Annotated in this window: 14 protein-coding genes and 2 tRNA genes; 6 read left to right on the top strand and 10 right to left on the bottom strand. The window is 66.0% G+C overall.

Features of this window, described 5'->3' with window-relative positions:
* Window positions 1-151: 151 nt before the first annotated feature.
* Together SLQ31_RS28445 and SLQ31_RS28450 are read right to left on the bottom strand one after the other, a co-directional pair.
* The gene (locus SLQ31_RS28445) at window positions 152-2,326 is read right to left on the bottom strand and encodes a glutamine synthetase III (RefSeq protein WP_319437542.1); all 2,175 of its coding nucleotides are present in this window, start codon (window positions 2,324-2,326) and stop codon (window positions 152-154) included.
* Between the two features lie 142 nt (window positions 2,327-2,468).
* The gene (locus SLQ31_RS28450) at window positions 2,469-3,410 is read right to left on the bottom strand and encodes a LysR family transcriptional regulator (RefSeq protein ID WP_319437543.1); all 942 of its coding nucleotides are present in this window, start codon (window positions 3,408-3,410) and stop codon (window positions 2,469-2,471) included.
* Window positions 3,411-3,511: 101 nt separating this feature from the next.
* Here SLQ31_RS28450 and SLQ31_RS28455 point away from each other — a divergent pair, with 101 nt between their 5' ends.
* Window positions 3,512-5,848 carry an FdhF/YdeP family oxidoreductase gene (locus SLQ31_RS28455; protein ID WP_319437544.1) on the top strand — a complete coding sequence of 779 codons (2,337 nt, stop codon included), beginning with the start codon at window positions 3,512-3,514 and terminating at the stop codon, window positions 5,846-5,848.
* On the top strand, window positions 5,836-6,663 hold the full coding sequence (gene fdhD, locus SLQ31_RS28460; RefSeq protein WP_319437545.1) for a formate dehydrogenase accessory sulfurtransferase FdhD: 828 nt from the start codon (window positions 5,836-5,838) through the stop codon (window positions 6,661-6,663). Before SLQ31_RS28455 ends, fdhD begins: the two co-directional genes overlap by 13 nt.
* A gap of 11 nt (window positions 6,664-6,674) precedes the next feature.
* On the opposite strand, the gene SLQ31_RS28465 is transcribed toward fdhD, so the two are convergent.
* Window positions 6,675-6,935, bottom strand: a complete 261-nt coding sequence (locus SLQ31_RS28465; protein ID WP_319437546.1) for a hypothetical protein — start codon at window positions 6,933-6,935, stop codon at window positions 6,675-6,677.
* Between the two features lie 145 nt (window positions 6,936-7,080).
* Here SLQ31_RS28465 and SLQ31_RS28470 point away from each other — a divergent pair, with 145 nt between their 5' ends.
* Window positions 7,081-8,385: a nucleotide disphospho-sugar-binding domain-containing protein gene (locus tag SLQ31_RS28470; protein ID WP_319437547.1), complete on the top strand. Its 1,305-nt coding sequence runs from the start codon at window positions 7,081-7,083 to the stop codon at window positions 8,383-8,385.
* On the opposite strand, the gene clpX is transcribed toward SLQ31_RS28470, so the two are convergent.
* From clpX to SLQ31_RS28495, 5 genes are all read right to left on the bottom strand, one after another.
* A complete protein-coding gene (gene clpX / locus SLQ31_RS28475) occupies window positions 8,382-9,662 on the bottom strand; it encodes an ATP-dependent Clp protease ATP-binding subunit ClpX (protein WP_319437548.1) in 1,281 nt (426 codons plus the stop codon). The genes SLQ31_RS28470 and clpX overlap by 4 nt on opposite strands.
* Window positions 9,663-10,011: 349 nt before the next feature.
* The gene (locus tag SLQ31_RS28480; protein ID WP_413643237.1) at window positions 10,012-10,674 is read right to left on the bottom strand and encodes an ATP-dependent Clp protease proteolytic subunit; all 663 of its coding nucleotides are present in this window, start codon (window positions 10,672-10,674) and stop codon (window positions 10,012-10,014) included.
* Entirely contained in the window at window positions 10,667-11,254 is a 588-nt protein-coding gene (locus SLQ31_RS28485; protein WP_319437607.1) for an ATP-dependent Clp protease proteolytic subunit, read from the bottom strand. The genes SLQ31_RS28480 and SLQ31_RS28485 overlap by 8 nt, the downstream gene beginning before the upstream one ends.
* Before the next feature lie 105 nt (window positions 11,255-11,359).
* Entirely contained in the window at window positions 11,360-12,796 is a 1,437-nt protein-coding gene (gene tig, locus SLQ31_RS28490; RefSeq protein ID WP_319437549.1) for a trigger factor, read from the bottom strand.
* Between the two features lie 54 nt (window positions 12,797-12,850).
* Window positions 12,851-12,924, bottom strand: a tRNA-Pro gene (locus SLQ31_RS28495).
* Window positions 12,925-13,058: 134 nt separating this feature from the next.
* On the opposite strand from SLQ31_RS28495, the gene SLQ31_RS28500 reads away from it, so the two are divergent.
* Window positions 13,059-13,129, top strand: a tRNA-Gly gene (locus SLQ31_RS28500).
* Between the two features lies 1 nt (window position 13,130).
* On the opposite strand, the gene SLQ31_RS28505 is transcribed toward SLQ31_RS28500, so the two are convergent.
* The gene (locus SLQ31_RS28505) at window positions 13,131-13,847 is read right to left on the bottom strand and encodes a hypothetical protein (protein ID WP_319437550.1); all 717 of its coding nucleotides are present in this window, start codon (window positions 13,845-13,847) and stop codon (window positions 13,131-13,133) included.
* A gap of 126 nt (window positions 13,848-13,973) precedes the next feature.
* Between SLQ31_RS28505 and SLQ31_RS28510 the strand changes: the two genes are divergently transcribed.
* Entirely contained in the window at window positions 13,974-14,582 is a 609-nt protein-coding gene (locus tag SLQ31_RS28510) for a hypothetical protein (protein WP_319437551.1), read from the top strand.
* Window positions 14,583-14,608: 26 nt separating this feature from the next.
* On the top strand, window positions 14,609-15,484 hold the full coding sequence (locus SLQ31_RS28515; protein WP_319437552.1) for a L,D-transpeptidase: 876 nt from the start codon (window positions 14,609-14,611) through the stop codon (window positions 15,482-15,484).
* On the opposite strand, the gene SLQ31_RS28520 is transcribed toward SLQ31_RS28515, so the two are convergent.
* Window positions 15,481-16,008, bottom strand: a complete 528-nt coding sequence (locus SLQ31_RS28520; protein WP_319437553.1) for a hypothetical protein — start codon at window positions 16,006-16,008, stop codon at window positions 15,481-15,483. The two genes, SLQ31_RS28515 and SLQ31_RS28520, sit on opposite strands and share 4 nt — an antisense overlap.
* Window positions 16,009-16,034 lie beyond the last annotated feature (26 nt).

Below are 16,034 nucleotides of genomic sequence, written 5' to 3' on the forward strand. Positions count from 1 at the left end.
GATCAGCCCCGCGGATACCAACTCCCAAAAACGAACCTGAACCGACAACAACGGACTCCGCGGCATCAACACCCCAATCACGAAGTGTTGCAATCACCCCTTGAAGCCAAGCGAGTAGCGGTGTCGACAGCTACAGCCTCAGCGCAAGTCGTCAGAGGATGTAGAGCATTTCCTGGTAGGTCGGCAGCGGCCAGAGGTCGTCGGCGACAACGCCTTCCAGCGTGTCGGCGGCCGCGCGTACCGCATCCATCAACGGAAGCAGGCTCTGCGCATGCTTGGCCTCCTCGGCAGCAAAATCACCACCGTGAGCTCCCATCGCCGTCTTGAGCGCCGTCAACGCACTGGTCAGCTCCGAGATCGGGGCGGAGACGGTCCCGAGCAAGGTCGTGTCCGCATCCACCCCGGCTGCCTTCAGCGCCGCGACGTTCTGCGCCAACTCGGTCTGGTAGCGCACGGCCGCAGGCAGAATCACCGTCGAGCCAACTTCCAGCGTGATCTTGGCCTCGACGCCGACGGTGAGCACGTAGGTCTCGTAGCGAACCTCCTCGCGGCTGCGAAGCTCCCGCTCGTTGAACACGCCGTACTTCTCGAAGACCTCGATCGCCTCCGGCGTCACCAGCTCCGGAATCGCGTCGATGGTCGTCTTGAGGTTCGGTAGGCCGCGCGTAGCCGCCTCGGTCTGCCAGTTCTCCGAATAGCCGTCACCGTTGAACACGACAGCGCCGTGCTCGGTGATGATCTCGGTGAGCAGCTTCTGCACGGCCATGTCGAAGGTCTCGCCGTCGTCGATGGCGTTCTCCAGCCACGTCGCCATGTAGTCGAGCGAGTCGGCCATGATCGTGTTGATGATGATCATCGGCACGTTGATGGTCTGCCCCGAGCCCGGCGCGCGGAACTCGAACCGGTTGCCGGTGAACGCGAATGGGCTGGTGCGGTTGCGGTCGCCCGGATCGGTCGGCAGGACGGGCAGCGTATCGACGCCCATGATCATGGAGCCCTTGCCCTTTGACGACGTGGCAGCACCCTTGGCGATCTGCTCGAACACGTCGGCGAGTTGATCGCCGAGGAAGATCGAGATGATCGCCGGCGGGGCCTCGTTGGCGCCGAGGCGGTGGTCGTTGGTGGCCGAGGCCACCGACACCCGAAGCAGGCCGGCGAACTTGTGCACCGCGCGGATGACCGCGGCGCAGAACACCAGGAACTGCGCGTTCTCGTGCGGGGTGTCACCCGGCACCAGCAGGCTGCCGAACTCCGCGTTGCCCAATGAGAAGTTGACGTGCTTGCCCGAGCCGTTGACGCCGGCGAACGGCTTCTCGTGCATCAGACATTCCATGCCGTGCTTCTTGGCGATGGTCTTGAACGTCGTCATCAGCAGCTGCTGATGGTCGGCGGCGATGTTGGCCCGCTCGAACATCGGCGCGATCTCGAACTGTCCTGGGGCGACCTCGTTGTGCCGGGTCTTGGCCGGGATGCCGAGCTTGAACAGCTCACGCTCGGTGTCCATCATGAAGGCCAGCACCCGGTCCGGGATGGCGCCGAAGTAGTGGTCGTCGAATTCCTGGCCCTTGGGCGGCTTCGCACCGAACAGCGTGCGGCCGGAGTTGATCAGGTCGGGACGGGCCAAGAAGAAGTGCCGGTCGACCAGGAAGTACTCCTGCTCGGGCCCGCAGAACGACACGATGTGGTCGAAATCCTTGTGCCCGAACAACTTCAGGATGCGCTCGGCCTGCGCGCCCATGGCCTGCTGGCTGCGCAGCAACGGCGTCTTGTAGTCCAGCGCCTCACCCGTCATCGAGACGAACACCGTCGGGATGCACAGCGTGTTGCCGTTCGGGTTCTCCAGGATGTACGCCGGGCTGGTGACGTCCCAGCCGGTGTAACCGCGCGCTTCAAAGGTGCTGCGCAGGCCACCGGAGGGGAAGCTGGAGCCGTCCGGCTCCCCCTGGATCAGGGTCTTGCCCGCAAACTCGGCGAGCGTGGTCCCGTCGCCTACCGGATCGAGGAAGCTGTCGTGCTTCTCGGCGGTCAGTCCCGTCATGGGGTAGAAAACGTGGGCGTAGTGGGTCGCGCCCTTGGACAGCGCCCAGTCCTTCATCGCCGCGGCGACGGCATCGGCCACGGCCGGATCGAGCTTCGCACCCTTGTCGATCGTCGCGGTGATGGACTTGAACACCGACTTAGGCAGCCTCAGTCGCATCTCGGCGGCGGTGAAGACGTTGGCACCGAAGATCTCGCCTGGTGCCTCACCTGGATCGAAGCTGATAGGGGGAGGCACGTACGCCTCGACGTTGGTGATCGCCTGAAGACGGGCCGCGTTTCCGCTCAACTGTTTTTCCTCTGCACCCATAACGTCCGCGTCTGCTCGCGGATGTGTGACCGGCCAACACTAAGAAGCTCCGGTTCCGAACTTGTTACGACGGCGTCAACGACAGATGGCGCAAATGACAGCTTGCGGTCGCAAGGGATTCTCAGTCGGCTTTTCCGCCAATCGGGCTGCTACCAGCAAAGCGGGCGGCGAGATCGAGGTCCGTAGCCACCGCGACAAGGGCGGCCGCCACGATGGAGGCCGGAGCACGGTCGAGCACGACCAGCCCGATCGCCGGGCTCGGTCCGTGTTTGACCATCGGCCGCGCGGAAAAACCTTGCGGCACAGGAAGTTGCGGCAGCCAGGCGGTGCTGGCGATGGTGGCCCGCCGGGCGTGCGTCAGGTGTGCGTAGAGCGCGTCGACCGAATCCGCCTCCACCACAGGGCGATAGTGAATGCCCTCGGCAGCCATGTTGGCGTCCAGAATGCGGCGGTTACGCATCGTGGTCGTCAGCACGCACAGGTCCAGGCCGGCCGCATCCGCCCACGCCACTTCCGCCTTGCCCATCAACGGATCGTCGGCGGATGCCACCAGCACGTACTGCTCGCGATACAACTCGACCGACCGAGTGCCCGGCAGGGCTTCGTCATCCAGGTAGGTCAACCCGGCGTCGATCTCGAAATCGGCCAATCGCCTGGCGATTTCCCGTGACGACAACGCCTCGATACGCACCGACGCCGCGGGATTGCGGGACAGGAACTCCGCAGTGATGAACGGGCTGGCCGGTACCGCCGTCGGAATCGCGCCCAGCCGGGCGGTGACCGTCAGCCGCCCCTGCATCCGTTCGAGATCGGCGAGCATTTCATCGCGTTCGGCGGTGATGCGCTGGGCCCATGCCACAACCCGCTGCCCCTCCTCGGTGAAGCCCTCGAAGCGACGGCCGCGTTGCACGATCACGATGCCCAGGTCGCGCTCCAGCCTGCGGATCGCCACCGACAGCGTCGGCTGGCTGATGTGGCAACGCGCGGCCGCGCGCCCGAAGTGGCGCTCGGCGGCCAGCGCCAGCAGATAGTCCAGATGCTGCAGCAGCACGTCGCTCGCCATCGATCTGACGATAGCCGTCAGCTATCACCGCATGTCAAATACCGATTACCAACCCGCTGTATCTGGGGTAGGCCGCCGATTCGGAGGGCTAAATTGGAGGCATGGCCAGTGCCAAAGACGTCAATGCGGACTATGACGAACGGGACGTCGAGGTCAGCGGCCCCAAACACGAGGCGGCCGGGGTCAAGGCTGTGATCGTCAGCATGCAGCGCGCCCTATCCGAAATGGGCCCGGTCCGCACGCTGGCGACATTGTCTCGGCTCAATCAGCGGCACGGCTTCGACTGCCCCGGCTGCGCCTGGCCCGAGGATCACGGCGGCCGCAAAGTGGCCGAGTTCTGCGAAAACGGGGCGAAGGCGGTGGCCGAGGAGGCCACCAAGCGGCGCGCCACCCCGGCCTTCTTCGCCCGTCACACGATCGCTGAGCTGGCCGCTAAGCCCGAGTACTGGCTGTCCCAGCAGGGCCGGCTCACCCACCCGATGGTGTTGCGGCCCGGCGATCAGCACTACCGGCCGATCGCCTGGGACGAGGCCTACCGGCTGATCGCCGAGCACCTGCGTGACCTCGGCTCCCCGCACGAGGCGGTGTTCTACACCTCGGGACGCACCAGCAACGAGGCGGCGTTCCTCTATCAATTGCTGGTCCGCAGCTTCGGCACCAACAACCTGCCGGACTGCTCCAACATGTGCCACGAATCGTCGGGCACCGCGCTGATCGATTCCATCGGCATCGGCAAGGGCTCGGTGACGGTCGAGGACATCGAGCACGCCGACGTCATCGTCATCGCCGGACAGAATCCGGGCACCAACCATCCGCGGATGCTGTCGGTGCTGGAGAAGGCGAAAGCCAACGGGGCCAAGATCATCGCTGTCAACCCGCTTCCCGAGGCCGGCCTGATCCGGTTCAAGGATCCGCAGAAGGTGAACGGCGTCGTCGGCCACGGGGTGCCGATCGCCGACGAGTTCGTGCAGATCCGGCTCGGCGGCGACCTGGCGTTGTTCAAGGGACTGGGCCGGCTGTTGGTCGAGGCCGAGGACCGCACCCCCGGCAGCGTGATTGACCGCGAGTTCGTCGATGCGCACTGCCACGGCTTCGACGAGTACCTGGCCGACGCCCGCACAGTCGACCTGGACACCGTCACCGAAGCCACCGGTATCGCCCGGCCCCAGTTGGAGCGGGTCGCGGGCATGCTGGCGGCCTCGCAGCGCACCATCGTGTGCTGGGCCATGGGCATCACCCAGCACACCCATGCGGTCGCCACGATCGCCGAGATGACCAACCTGCTGCTGATGCGCGGCATGATCGGCAAGCCAGGCGCCGGAGTGTGTCCGGTGCGTGGGCATTCCAACGTCCAGGGCGACCGCACGATGGGGATCTGGGAGAAGGTCCCCGAGACCTTCCTGACCGCACTGGACAACCGTTTCGGCATCATCGCCCCCCGCAAGCACGGCTATGACACGGTCAATGCCATCCGGGCGATGCGCGACGGGCAGGCGTCGGTATTTCTCGCGATGGGCGGCAACTTCGCCTCGGCCACCCCTGACACCGCGGTGACGGAAGCGGCGTTGAGCACGTGCGCGCTCACCGTCCAGATCTCGACCAAACTCAACCGCAGCCACCTGATGCACGGGCGCACGGCGTTGATCCTGCCCACCCTTGGCCGCACCGATCGTGACCTGGTGGGTGGCCGCAAACAGGTTGTCTCCGTCGAGGATTCGATGTCGATGGTGCACCTGTCACGCGGCAGCCTGACCCCGCCGAGCGACGAGGTGCGCAGTGAAGTCGCCATCGTCTGCCAGTTGGCCCGCGCGGTGCTCGGACCCGACCACCCGGTGCCGTGGGAATCTTTCGCCGCCGACTACGACGCCATCCGCGACGCCATCGCCGCTGTGGTGCCGGGCTGCGTCGACTACAACAAGCGGGTGCGCCAGCCCGACGGCTTCCAATTGCCGCATCCACCACGGGATTCCCGCGAGTTCCCGACGATCACCGGCAAGGCCAACTTCGCGGTCAACGAGCTGAACTGGGTACCGGTGCCACCGGGACGGCTGGTGCTGCAGACATTACGCAGCCACGATCAGTACAACACCACCATCTACGGCCTCGACGACCGCTACCGCGGGGTCAAGGGCGGGCGTCGCGTCGTCTTCGTCAACCCGGCCGACATCGAAACGCTCGGGCTGGCCGACGGCGACCGGGTCGACTTGATCTCGGAGTTCACCGACGCTCACGGTGATCTGCAGGAGCGCCGCGCCAAAGATTTTCTGGTGGTGCCGTACTCGACGCCGGTCGGCAACGCCGCCGCCTATTACCCTGAGACCAATCCTCTGGTGCCGCTGGATCACGTTGCCGCCAAGTCGAATACACCGGTGTCGAAGGCGGTCGTGATCCGCCTGGAACGCGGCGGACAGGAAGGCGGCGCAGCATGGGCCGGGTGACGTCGCGGCGACGGGCCAGCCACGTCATCGACGGTATCGCCACTGAGCGCCCGGAGACCCTGGTCGTCGAGGAGCCGCTGGAAATCCGGGTCAACGGAAGGCCGCTGAGCGTCACGATGCGCACGCCCGGCTCCGATGTCGAACTGGCGCAGGGCTTTCTGCTGACCGAAGGGGTCATCACCCGCCGCGACGATGTCCTCACCGTCCGCTACTGCCGTGGCTCAGAGACCGAAGACGGCACCAACACCTACAACGTCCTCGACGTGACGTTGCACCCCGACGTCCCGATGCCCGAGGTCGACGTCACGCGGAACTTCTACACCACCTCGTCGTGCGGGGTGTGCGGCAAGGCCTCGATCGACGCGGTCCGGCTGACCAGCCGGCACTCCCCCGGCGACGATCCGTCGATCGTCACCGCCGCGGCGCTGACCGCGATGCCCACCCAACTACGGTCAGCGCAAAAGGTTTTCGCCAGCACCGGCGGACTGCACGGTGCGGCGTTGTTCGCCGTCGACGGCACGATGCTGGTGGTGCGCGAGGATGTCGGCCGGCACAACGCCGTTGATAAAGTGATCGGCTGGGCGCTGGAGGCCAACCGTGTCCCGCTCGACGGCACCGTCCTGTTGGTCAGCGGCCGCGCGTCCTTCGAGCTGACTCAGAAGGCGGTCATGGCCGGTATCCCGGTGCTCGCCGCGGTCTCCGCGCCCTCCTCGCTGGCCGTCGACCTGGCCACCCAGTCAGGTCTGACGCTGGTGGCGTTCCTGCGCGGGGAATCGATGAACGTCTACAGCCGGGGCGACCGCATCCGGCACTGAGCAGCCGATCGTCAGTTGTTGCCCGGTATCGCCGTCGGTGCCGGCGGGGCCTTCACCGGCGGCGAGAAGCTGTTGGGGCCACCGCCGTCCGAGCCCTTCTCGGTGGGCGACGGCGGCGGCGCGACACTGGTGCTCGCCGGCGTCGTGGTGGTCGTCGTCGTCGTAGTCGTGGGCGCTGGCTTCTCGTCCTTGCTACACGCTGTCGCCATACCGGTCATGCCGACGGCCAGAGCAATCGCAGCCACCGCGGACCGCTGGCGAAGTTTGTTCATCCTCCGATGATACGGAACCCGGACGATACTGGCTCTGCGACGACTGCCGCCAATCTCCACGCAATCTCCATAAAATCTCCAAGCCGGCCAACCCCTGCGCCAGCGACCATCAATCCCGATCAGCCACTGAGGGATTGGGAGCACGATGGCGGAAATTCTGATTGCGGGACTGTCGGCAGCCGGGCACATCACCCCGCTGCTGGCGGTAGCAGGCGGGCTGGCGCATCGCGGTGACCGGGTCACCGTGCTGACCTCGCCACGGCACGCAGCGAAGGTAAGCGCTTGCGGCGCCCGGCTTCACCCGCTGCCGACCGAGGCGGACTTGGCCGATGGCCAGGTCGACGACAGCCCGGAGCGAGCCGCGCTGACCGGGCTGCGGAAGCTCAACTTCGACATCACCGAGCTGTTCATCGGGCCGATGCCCCGCCAGGCCGCGATCCTCACCGAATTGTTCGCCGAGAACCGCTTCGACGCGGTCATCGTCGACACGGCCTTCTTCGGGATCCTGCCGTTCCTGCTGGGTTCGCGCGCGTCGCTGCCACCGGTGCTGATGTTCACCCCGATGCCGTTGATGATCGCCAGCCGCGACACCGGTCCCGCCGGTCTGGGCATGCTGCCCGCCACGGGGCCGCTGGGCCGGCTGCGCAATCGGACGCTCACCGCCCTGTCGCACAACGTGCTGCTGGGCCCGTCGCACCGCGCGGCCAACCGCCGTCTGGACGCGATGAACGCGCCGCGGCTGCCGGTATTCGTGCTGGACGCCGGGCTGCTGGCCGACCGCCTCATCGTGCCAAGCGTGCCCGCATTCGACTATCCGCGCAGCGACCTGCCTGCCAACGTGCGCTATGTCGGGGCGGTGCATCCGGTTCCGGCACAGACCTTCCGGCAGCCGTCATGGTGGCGCGAGCTCGACCGTGACCGGCCGGTCGTCCACGTCACGCAGGGCACCGTCGACAATGCTGATCTGGGCCGACTGCTGGAGCCGACCATCGAGGCGCTCGACGGTGAGGACGTCATCGTCGTCGCCACCACCGGGGGTCGCGACGTGGCCGACCTCAAGGTCTCGCTGCCGTCGAATACCTATGTCGCCGAGTTCATTCCGCACGATGTACTACTGCCGAAGGTGGATGTCATGGTGAGCAACGGCGGGTTCGGTGCCGTTCAGCGGGCGTTGTGTGCCGGGGTGCCGCTGGTGGTCGCCGGCGACACGGAGGACAAGCCGGAGGTGGCCGCGCGGGTGGGTTGGTCGGGCGCGGGGATCAACCTGCGGACCGGGACACCGACCCGGCGTGCGGTGCGCAACGCGGTCGATGCGGTGCTGCACAACCCGCACTACCGCAACTGTGCGCGCAACCTACAGACGGCATTCGCCCAGCGAGACGGGGTCGCAGAGATCGCCCTGCTGCTCGACGAGGTGATCGCCGAACGCCGGACACGAATCCGTACTTAGGCGGACTTTTCGCGGCGCTCCGGGCGGGCCGGCTTGCGCGGCACGATCGTCGGAAGCACGTTGTCTTCGACGGTCTCCTTGGTGACGACGACCTTGGCGACGTCGTCGCGGCTGGGGATGTCATACATCACCGGCAGCAGGACTTCTTCCATGATCGCGCGCAGCCCGCGGGCACCGGTGCCGCGGTGGATGGCCTGATCGGCAATGGCGTCCAGCGCGTCCTCGTTGAACTCCAGCTCAACGCCGTCCATCTCGAACAGCCGGGTGTACTGCTTCACCAGGGCGTTCTTCGGCTTGGACAGGATCTGAACCAGGGACTCCTTGTCCAGGTTCGTCACCGATGCCACCACCGGCAGACGACCGATGAACTCCGGGATGAGCCCGAACTTGATCAGATCCTCGGGCATGACCTCGGCGAAGTGGTCCTGGGTGTCGATCTCGGCCTTGGACTTCACCTCGGCGCCGAAGCCGAGGCCGCGCTTGCCGACACGGTCCGAAACGATCCGTTCCAGGCCTGCGAACGCACCCGCCACGATGAACAGCACGTTGGTGGTGTCGATCTGGATGAACTCCTGATGCGGGTGCTTGCGACCACCCTGCGGGGGAACCGACGCCTGGGTGCCCTCGAGGATCTTCAGCAGCGCCTGCTGCACACCCTCACCGGAGACGTCGCGCGTGATCGAGGGGTTCTCGCTCTTGCGGGCGATCTTGTCGACCTCGTCGATGTAAATGATGCCGGTCTCGGCGCGCTTGACGTCGTAGTCGGCCGCCTGGATCAGCTTGAGCAGAATGTTCTCGACGTCCTCGCCGACATAACCGGCTTCGGTCAGGGCGGTGGCGTCGGCGATGGCGAACGGCACGTTGAGCATCTTGGCCAGCGTCTGCGCCAGGTACGTCTTACCGCACCCGGTCGGGCCGAGCATCAAGATGTTGGACTTGGCCAGCTCCACCGGCTCGGAACGGGAGTCGCGGTGCTTCTCCTGCGCCTGGATGCGCTTGTAATGGTTGTAGACGGCCACGGCGAGCGTGCGCTTGGCGGTGTCCTGGCCGATGACGTAGGCCTCCAGGAACTCCCGGATCTCAGCAGGCTTGGGCAGCTCATCGAGTTTGACGTCGTCGGCGTCAGCCAACTCCTCTTCGATGATCTCGTTGCACAGATCGATGCACTCGTCGCAGATGTAGACGCCCGGGCCCGCTATGAGCTTCTTCACCTGCTTCTGGCTCTTACCGCAGAACGAGCACTTCAGCAGGTCACCGCCGTCTCCGATACGCGCCATGGTGGTGAGGTCCTACTTTCTTCGCCGGGTCTTCGATCGTTGCGAGTCAGTCAGTGCCGGTGTCTGTCCCGACGCTACCCGCTTGCTCTGCCACGGTGCGACAGATAAAGGCGAATCGCGTCAGTGGTATTCGTGCGTGATGGTGAACATATCGCCTGACACGGCTCTCGTCGCCTCGGCACGCTTAGCTGTGTTTTGGCGTGTCGCCGTCGTGACCTAACCGAGGCGTTGAGCTGCGCCGACCGTAACGTTGCATCGTGGTTGTCGTCGTTCCCCACGATACCGTCCAGATCGCCAAAGGCGGGCTGGCCAGGATTCGCCACCGGCGAAGCCGAGCGGCGACCCGGAATCACGCGTTCTGAGCGGAAAGCTTCCGGTACTCCAGCACGGTGTCGATGATCCCGTACTCCTTGGCGTCCGCAGCGGTCAGGATCTTGTCGCGGTCGGTGTCCTTGCGGATGACCGCGGCGTCCTTGCCGGTGTGGATGGCCAGCGTCGTTTCCATCAGGGTGCGCATCCGCTCGATCTCGGCGGCCTGGATCTCCAGATCAGAGAACTGACCCTGGATGACGCCGCCCAGCGACGGCTGGTGGATCAGGATCCGGGCGTTCGGCAGCGCGAGCCGCTTGCCGGGCGAGCCCGCCGCGAGCAGCACCGCCGCAGCGGATGCAGCCTGACCGAGGCACACCGTCTGGATGTCGGCGCGCACGTACTGCATGGTGTCGTAGATCGCCATCAGCGAGGTGAACGAGCCACCCGGCGAGTTGATGTACATGGTGATGTCGCGGTCGGGGTCCAGCGACTCCAGCACCAGCAGCTGGGCCATGACGTCGTTGGCCGAGGCGTCGTCCACCTGCACGCCGAGGAAGATGATGCGTTCCTCGAACAGCTTGTTGTAGGGGTTGGATTCCTTCACACCCCAGCTGGAGTGCTCGACGAACGACGGGAGGATGTAGCGCGCCTGCGGTGCGAGCCGCGGATCTGCCTGGGAAATGGGCGTTGTATCAGGCATTGGACACTCCGTTGAAGTGGGCGCGGGTGATGATGTGGTCGACGAAGCCGTACTCCAGAGCTTCCTGCGCCGTGAACCAGCGGTCACGGTCGGAGTCGGCTTCGATGCGCTCGAGCGACTGGCCGGTGAATTCGGCATTGAGCCGGAACATTTCCTTCTTGATGAGCGCGAACTGCTCGGCCTGGATGGCGATGTCGGCCGCGCCACCGGTGATGCCGCCCAACGGCTGGTGCATCAGGATGCGCGCGTGCGGCAACGCGTAGCGCTTGCCCTTGGCGCCGGCGGCGAGCAGGAACTCGCCCATCGAGGCGGCCATGCCCATGGCGTAGGTGGCGACGTCGCACGGCACGAGCACCATGGTGTCGAAGATCGCCATGCCGGCGCTGATGGAGCCGCCGGGCGAGTTGATGTACAGCGAGATGTCTTTGGTCGGGTCCTCGGCGGCGAGCAGGAGGATCTGCGCGCACAGCCGGTTGGCGATGTCGTCATCGACCTGGGAGCCAAGGAAGATGATGCGCTCGGCGAGCAACCGCTCATACACCGAGTCGGAAAGGTTCAGCCCTGGCATGCCCGAACGCATTTGAGTCACGACTTGATACCTGCTTTCTACGGACTTCGTTCTACCCGACCCTAACCAACCCACAGCGGCGCGCACTCCCAGGAGAGGGCGCTTTCGCTGTCGGCGTTACTCAGCCTTGTCGGCCTGCTGCTCAGCGGCCTCGTCGGCCTCATCACTCGTGTCGTCCGTGTCGGCCGTGTCGCCTTCGAGTTCCTCGATGACCTCAGCGCCCTCGGCGTCGGCCGGCGGGCCGAAGAACTCGGCGGTGTCGACGACGTTGCCATCGGTGTCGGTGACGGTGGCCGCCTCGACCACCGCGGCCACGGTCAGCCCGCGGCGCACGTCGGCAAACATCGCAGGCAGCTGGTTGTTCTGCTGCAGGATCTGCAGCAGCTGGGCCGGCTCGATGCCGTACTGGCGCGACATCAGAACGAGGCGCTCGGTCAGGTCGTTCTGGCCGACCTGGATGTCGAGATCGTCGGCGATCGCGTCCATCAACAGCTGGGTCTTGACGGCCTTCTCGGCGGCGTCGCGGGTCTCGGCGTCGAACTTCTCGCGCGAGCTGCCCTCGGCCTCGAGGGCCTCGGCGAACTTGGCCTCGTCGTGATCGAGGCCGTGGATCGCGTTGTGCACGGTCTGGTCGACCTGCGCCTGCACGATCGACTCGGGCAGCGGCACCTCGGTGGTCTCCAGCAAGAGCTCCAGCGCGTTGTCGCGGATCTTCTCGGCCTGGCCGATGCGCTTGACCCGCTTCACCTGGTCGACGAGGTTCTCGCGCAGTTCCTCGATGGTGTCGAATTCGCTTGCCAATTGCGCGAATTCGTCGTCGGCCTCGGGAAGCTCGCGCTCCTTGATCGACTTGACGGTGACGGTGACCTCGGCGTCGTCGCCGACGTGCTCGCCCGCGGCCAGCTTGGTGGTGAAGACCTTCGACTCGCCCTCGGCAAGGCCGACGATGGCGTCGTCGAGGCCGTCGATGAGCTGACCGGAGCCGACCTCGTGGGACAGGCCCTCGGTGGCGGCGTCGGGAAGATCTTCGCCGTCGACGGTGGCGGACAGGTCGATGGAGACGAAGTCACCTTCCTGGGCGGGACGCTCGACGCCCTTGAGGGTGCCGAAGCGGGCGCGCAGCGATTCCAGCTCGGCGTCGACCTCGTCGTCGTTGACCTCGATGGGCTCCACCGAGATCTTCAGTGCGCTCAGGTCGGGCAGTTCGATGTCGGGCCGCACGTCGACCTCGGCGGTGAAGACCAGCTCCTCGCCGTCCTCGATCTTGGTGACCTCGATCTCGGGCTGGCCCAGCGGAGTCACCTCGGTGGCGGTGACGGCCTCGCTGTAGCGGCTGGGCAGCGCGTCGTTGACGACCTGCTGCAGCACCGCGCCGCGGCCAACGCGGGCCTCGAGCAGCTTGGCGGGCGCCTTGCCAGGCCGGAACCCGGGCAGGCGGACCTGCTTGGCGAGCTCCTTGTAGGCCCGGTCGAAGTCAGGCTGCAATTCCGTGAAGGGCACCTCCACGTTGATGCGAACCCGGGTCGGGCTCAACTTCTCGACGGTGCTCTTCACTGCGGTGCTCCTCGGGTCGAAATCTTCGGTCGTGTGGGACGTTCGTTGGGCGTGTCGGGGTGACAGGATTTGAACCTGCGGCCTTCCGCTCCCAAAGCGGATGCGCTACCAAGCTGCGCTACACCCCGGTGCTGTATTTCTCGCGCCCGAATCCTACGGCCCAATGCCTGTTCAGCGGCAATCGACCTTGCCGATGCGCTTTCAGGTGGGCCGATTGGATTTGATCAGGTCGGCGCCGGTACATTTGGGTCCGCGCAAACACGCGGGCGTAGCTCAATGGTAGAGCCTCAGTCTTCCAAACTGATTACGCGGGTTCGATTCCCGTCGCCCGCTCTCATGAACCGCCCCTCTGGGGCGGTTTTTGCTGTTCTATCCACTGCCTGCCCGCCTTGGCCGCGCGGGACAGCGCACCGCATTCCCCGAGGTAAGAGGCCACCGCACCCACTGCGGGAAGCATGGCGATGTACCGGAATGGCGCGCGTGGGTGCGGACGCTTCGCGAGCTCGTCGCCGACGGCGTCGAGGATGCCGACCAGCTTCCACAGTGCTTTGGCGATGCCGACGGGCGTGAAGGGGATGCTCACCGGCTTGTGCTCCTCGTGGACCACCACCGACAGGTCCCGCCCGCACAGCACCGAGGCCAGCATCCGGACCTGACGCCGATAGTCGGTGACGCCCAGTTCGCGCGCGACCGCACACAGCACGATGGCCTGGCTGGCGAACCCGAGCAGGTCCTGGATGGGCAGTCTTCGTGCAACGACACCGAGCACGCCGGGGAACGCCACCACCACGGTGTTCAGTGCGCCGACCCGCCACACCCACCAGCTGATCCGCTCGTCGGTGCTCAGGTCGTCCCACGCGAGCGTGCCAGGAAAATCCGCGGCGTTGAGCGCCCACGAGATGGCGTTGGGCGGGGTTCGCCGCTTGAGTCCGAACGGGTCTGTCCGCCACAACACGTACAGCAGCGGATTGATGACCGCGACGGCCCGCCCCAGCGCGTCTTCGACCTCGGAGTCGGTGAGCGTCACGTCGGGCGTGGGCAGCAGTTTCACCGTCCCATCATGTCCGATTCCTTGAGCGCTCAAACAGCCGAAATTATCGGGCACGGATGGAATGATCGATTCGCCAGTTCACATGGCCGACGACCAAAGGTAATGATGCGCCGAGGATTCCAGAGCATGGCTGTTCGTCCGTTTGCCGCCCTCGCTGGCGCCGCCATCCTCACCCTGGGTTTGGTCACCGCACCACCGGTCACGGTGGCCTCGCTCCCCCGCACCGAAGTTCACGCGGTAGAGCTCGTGGCCGTCTCCACGCCGGCGGCCGCGAGCCCGACCGCCGACGACACCACGAGCGCGCCCCCCAACTTCCTCGCGTTCGCGGCTGAGATCTTGGCGTACCTGAACAGCCTTGGTTTCGGCGCGGGCCCCGGCCTTGCCGCCATCGGCCTCAGCGGCTTCGTGGTGGCTTTCGCCGCGACGGCATACGCCTGGAACGGCTTCGCCGACACGGTCAATCCGGGACTGCGGTTCCTCCGCGTCCCCAGAGTGCCGAAGTTCCCTGTCTGTTTCGCCGGCCAGAGCTGCAGCACCCCCGCGCCGGCCCAGGCGCGGTCGGTCACCCCTGCCAGCAGTGTCGCCAAGCCAGCCGGCCGGCGGGTGGCGACATCCAAGCGCGCTGCCTCCACGCCCTCCGCGGCGGCGGGCGCCACCAAGAAGTCGACCCCATCGGCCGCGTCGTCCGCCGGTAAGGGCAACAGCAAGCGTGGCAGGACCACGGCCGCTCACTAAGTCTCAGCAACCGCAGGGGGATCTATATGTCGTGGCCGAAGATCGCAATCTTCTCCACCGCTCTGAAGGCGGCCGCAATGGCCTCGATAGTGGGCCTCGCGCTGAGCGCGGGCATCGCGCAGGCGGATCCGGATCAGGGCCCCGGCGATCCAGGGGTTATCGCCGGGCAGGACCCGGCACCGTTCACCGGTCCAGCGCCATTCGGCCCGCCGCGGTTGGCCCCCACCAACGGGTCGACGGTGGGCGTGGCCCAGCCGATCATCATCGACTTCCCGGCACGGGTCGATGACGCCGGCGCAACCGAAAACGCCATCCACATCTCGTCGGTCCCGCCGGTTGCCGGCAAGTTCTACTGGATGACACCCACGCAGCTGCGCTGGCGTCCGCTGAGCTTCTGGCCCGCACACACCGCGGTAACCGTCGATGCGGGCGGCACGGTGTCCAACTTCCGCACCGGTGACACGCTGGTGGCGACGGCCGACGACGCCACTCACCAACTCACCGTCAGCCGCAACGGGACCGTGGAGAAGACCATCCCGATGTCGATGGGCATGTCAGCCGGCGGCCACCAGACCGCAAATGGCACCTACTACGTCCAGGAAAAGATGCCATCGGTGGTGATGGACTCCTCGACGTACGGAGTCCCGGTCAACTCGACCTACGGATACAAGACGACTGTCGAGCTGGCCGTCCGGTTCGACGACAGCGGCAACTTCGTCCACAGCGCGCCGTGGTCGGTTGGCGACCAGGGCAAGCGCGACGTCAGTCACGGCTGCATCAACATCAGCCCGACCAACGCACGATGGTTCTACGACAACTTCGGCGCCGGTGATCCGATCATCGTGGTGAACTCCACCGGCACCTACACCCGGCGCGACGGCTCAAGCGACTGGCAGAGCTAGCTGCCGGCCCCAGCAGCCGGCGGCGGATCGATCGGGGTCAGCGAGATCGGTAGCCAATGGGTGCCCGGCCCCTCACCGGGGCAGCCGGCTCCTCCGACAACGAGGGTCCGCTCTCCAGCGAAGCTGCCGTCAGGGTTGGGGATCCAGTAGTCCGAGCGAGTGGCCTGCACGGCGCTCTTCGGGTCGTTGCGATCGCAGAAGTAGGGATACTCGCCGCTGGTCTCCCAGCGGGTGCCGTTCCATCGGTAGTCGTAGGCGGCGGGCGCGCCCGGATTGCGGGCATGGTCGTCGGCGTTGTCCATGGTCGCGACGCAACCGTTCCCGTCACACCGCGTGGTGAATGCCGCCGCGAAGGTTTTTGAATCCATCGGTGTCGGTACGCCGTTGAACGTCTGCTGCGCAAAGTCGATGAACAGGTTGTAGGCGCCGTACAGCGGCGGTGGTTCAGCCCGATCCGCGTGCGCGACCGGCGATACGACCGACATCGCGCTGACGGCTACGGCGCCGGCGAGGCTGATTCTCATCATCGTGATTGGGTAGCACATCACTT

The organism is Mycobacterium sp. RTGN5 (assembly GCF_033804465.1).
Taxonomy (GTDB): domain Bacteria; phylum Actinomycetota; class Actinomycetes; order Mycobacteriales; family Mycobacteriaceae; genus Mycobacterium.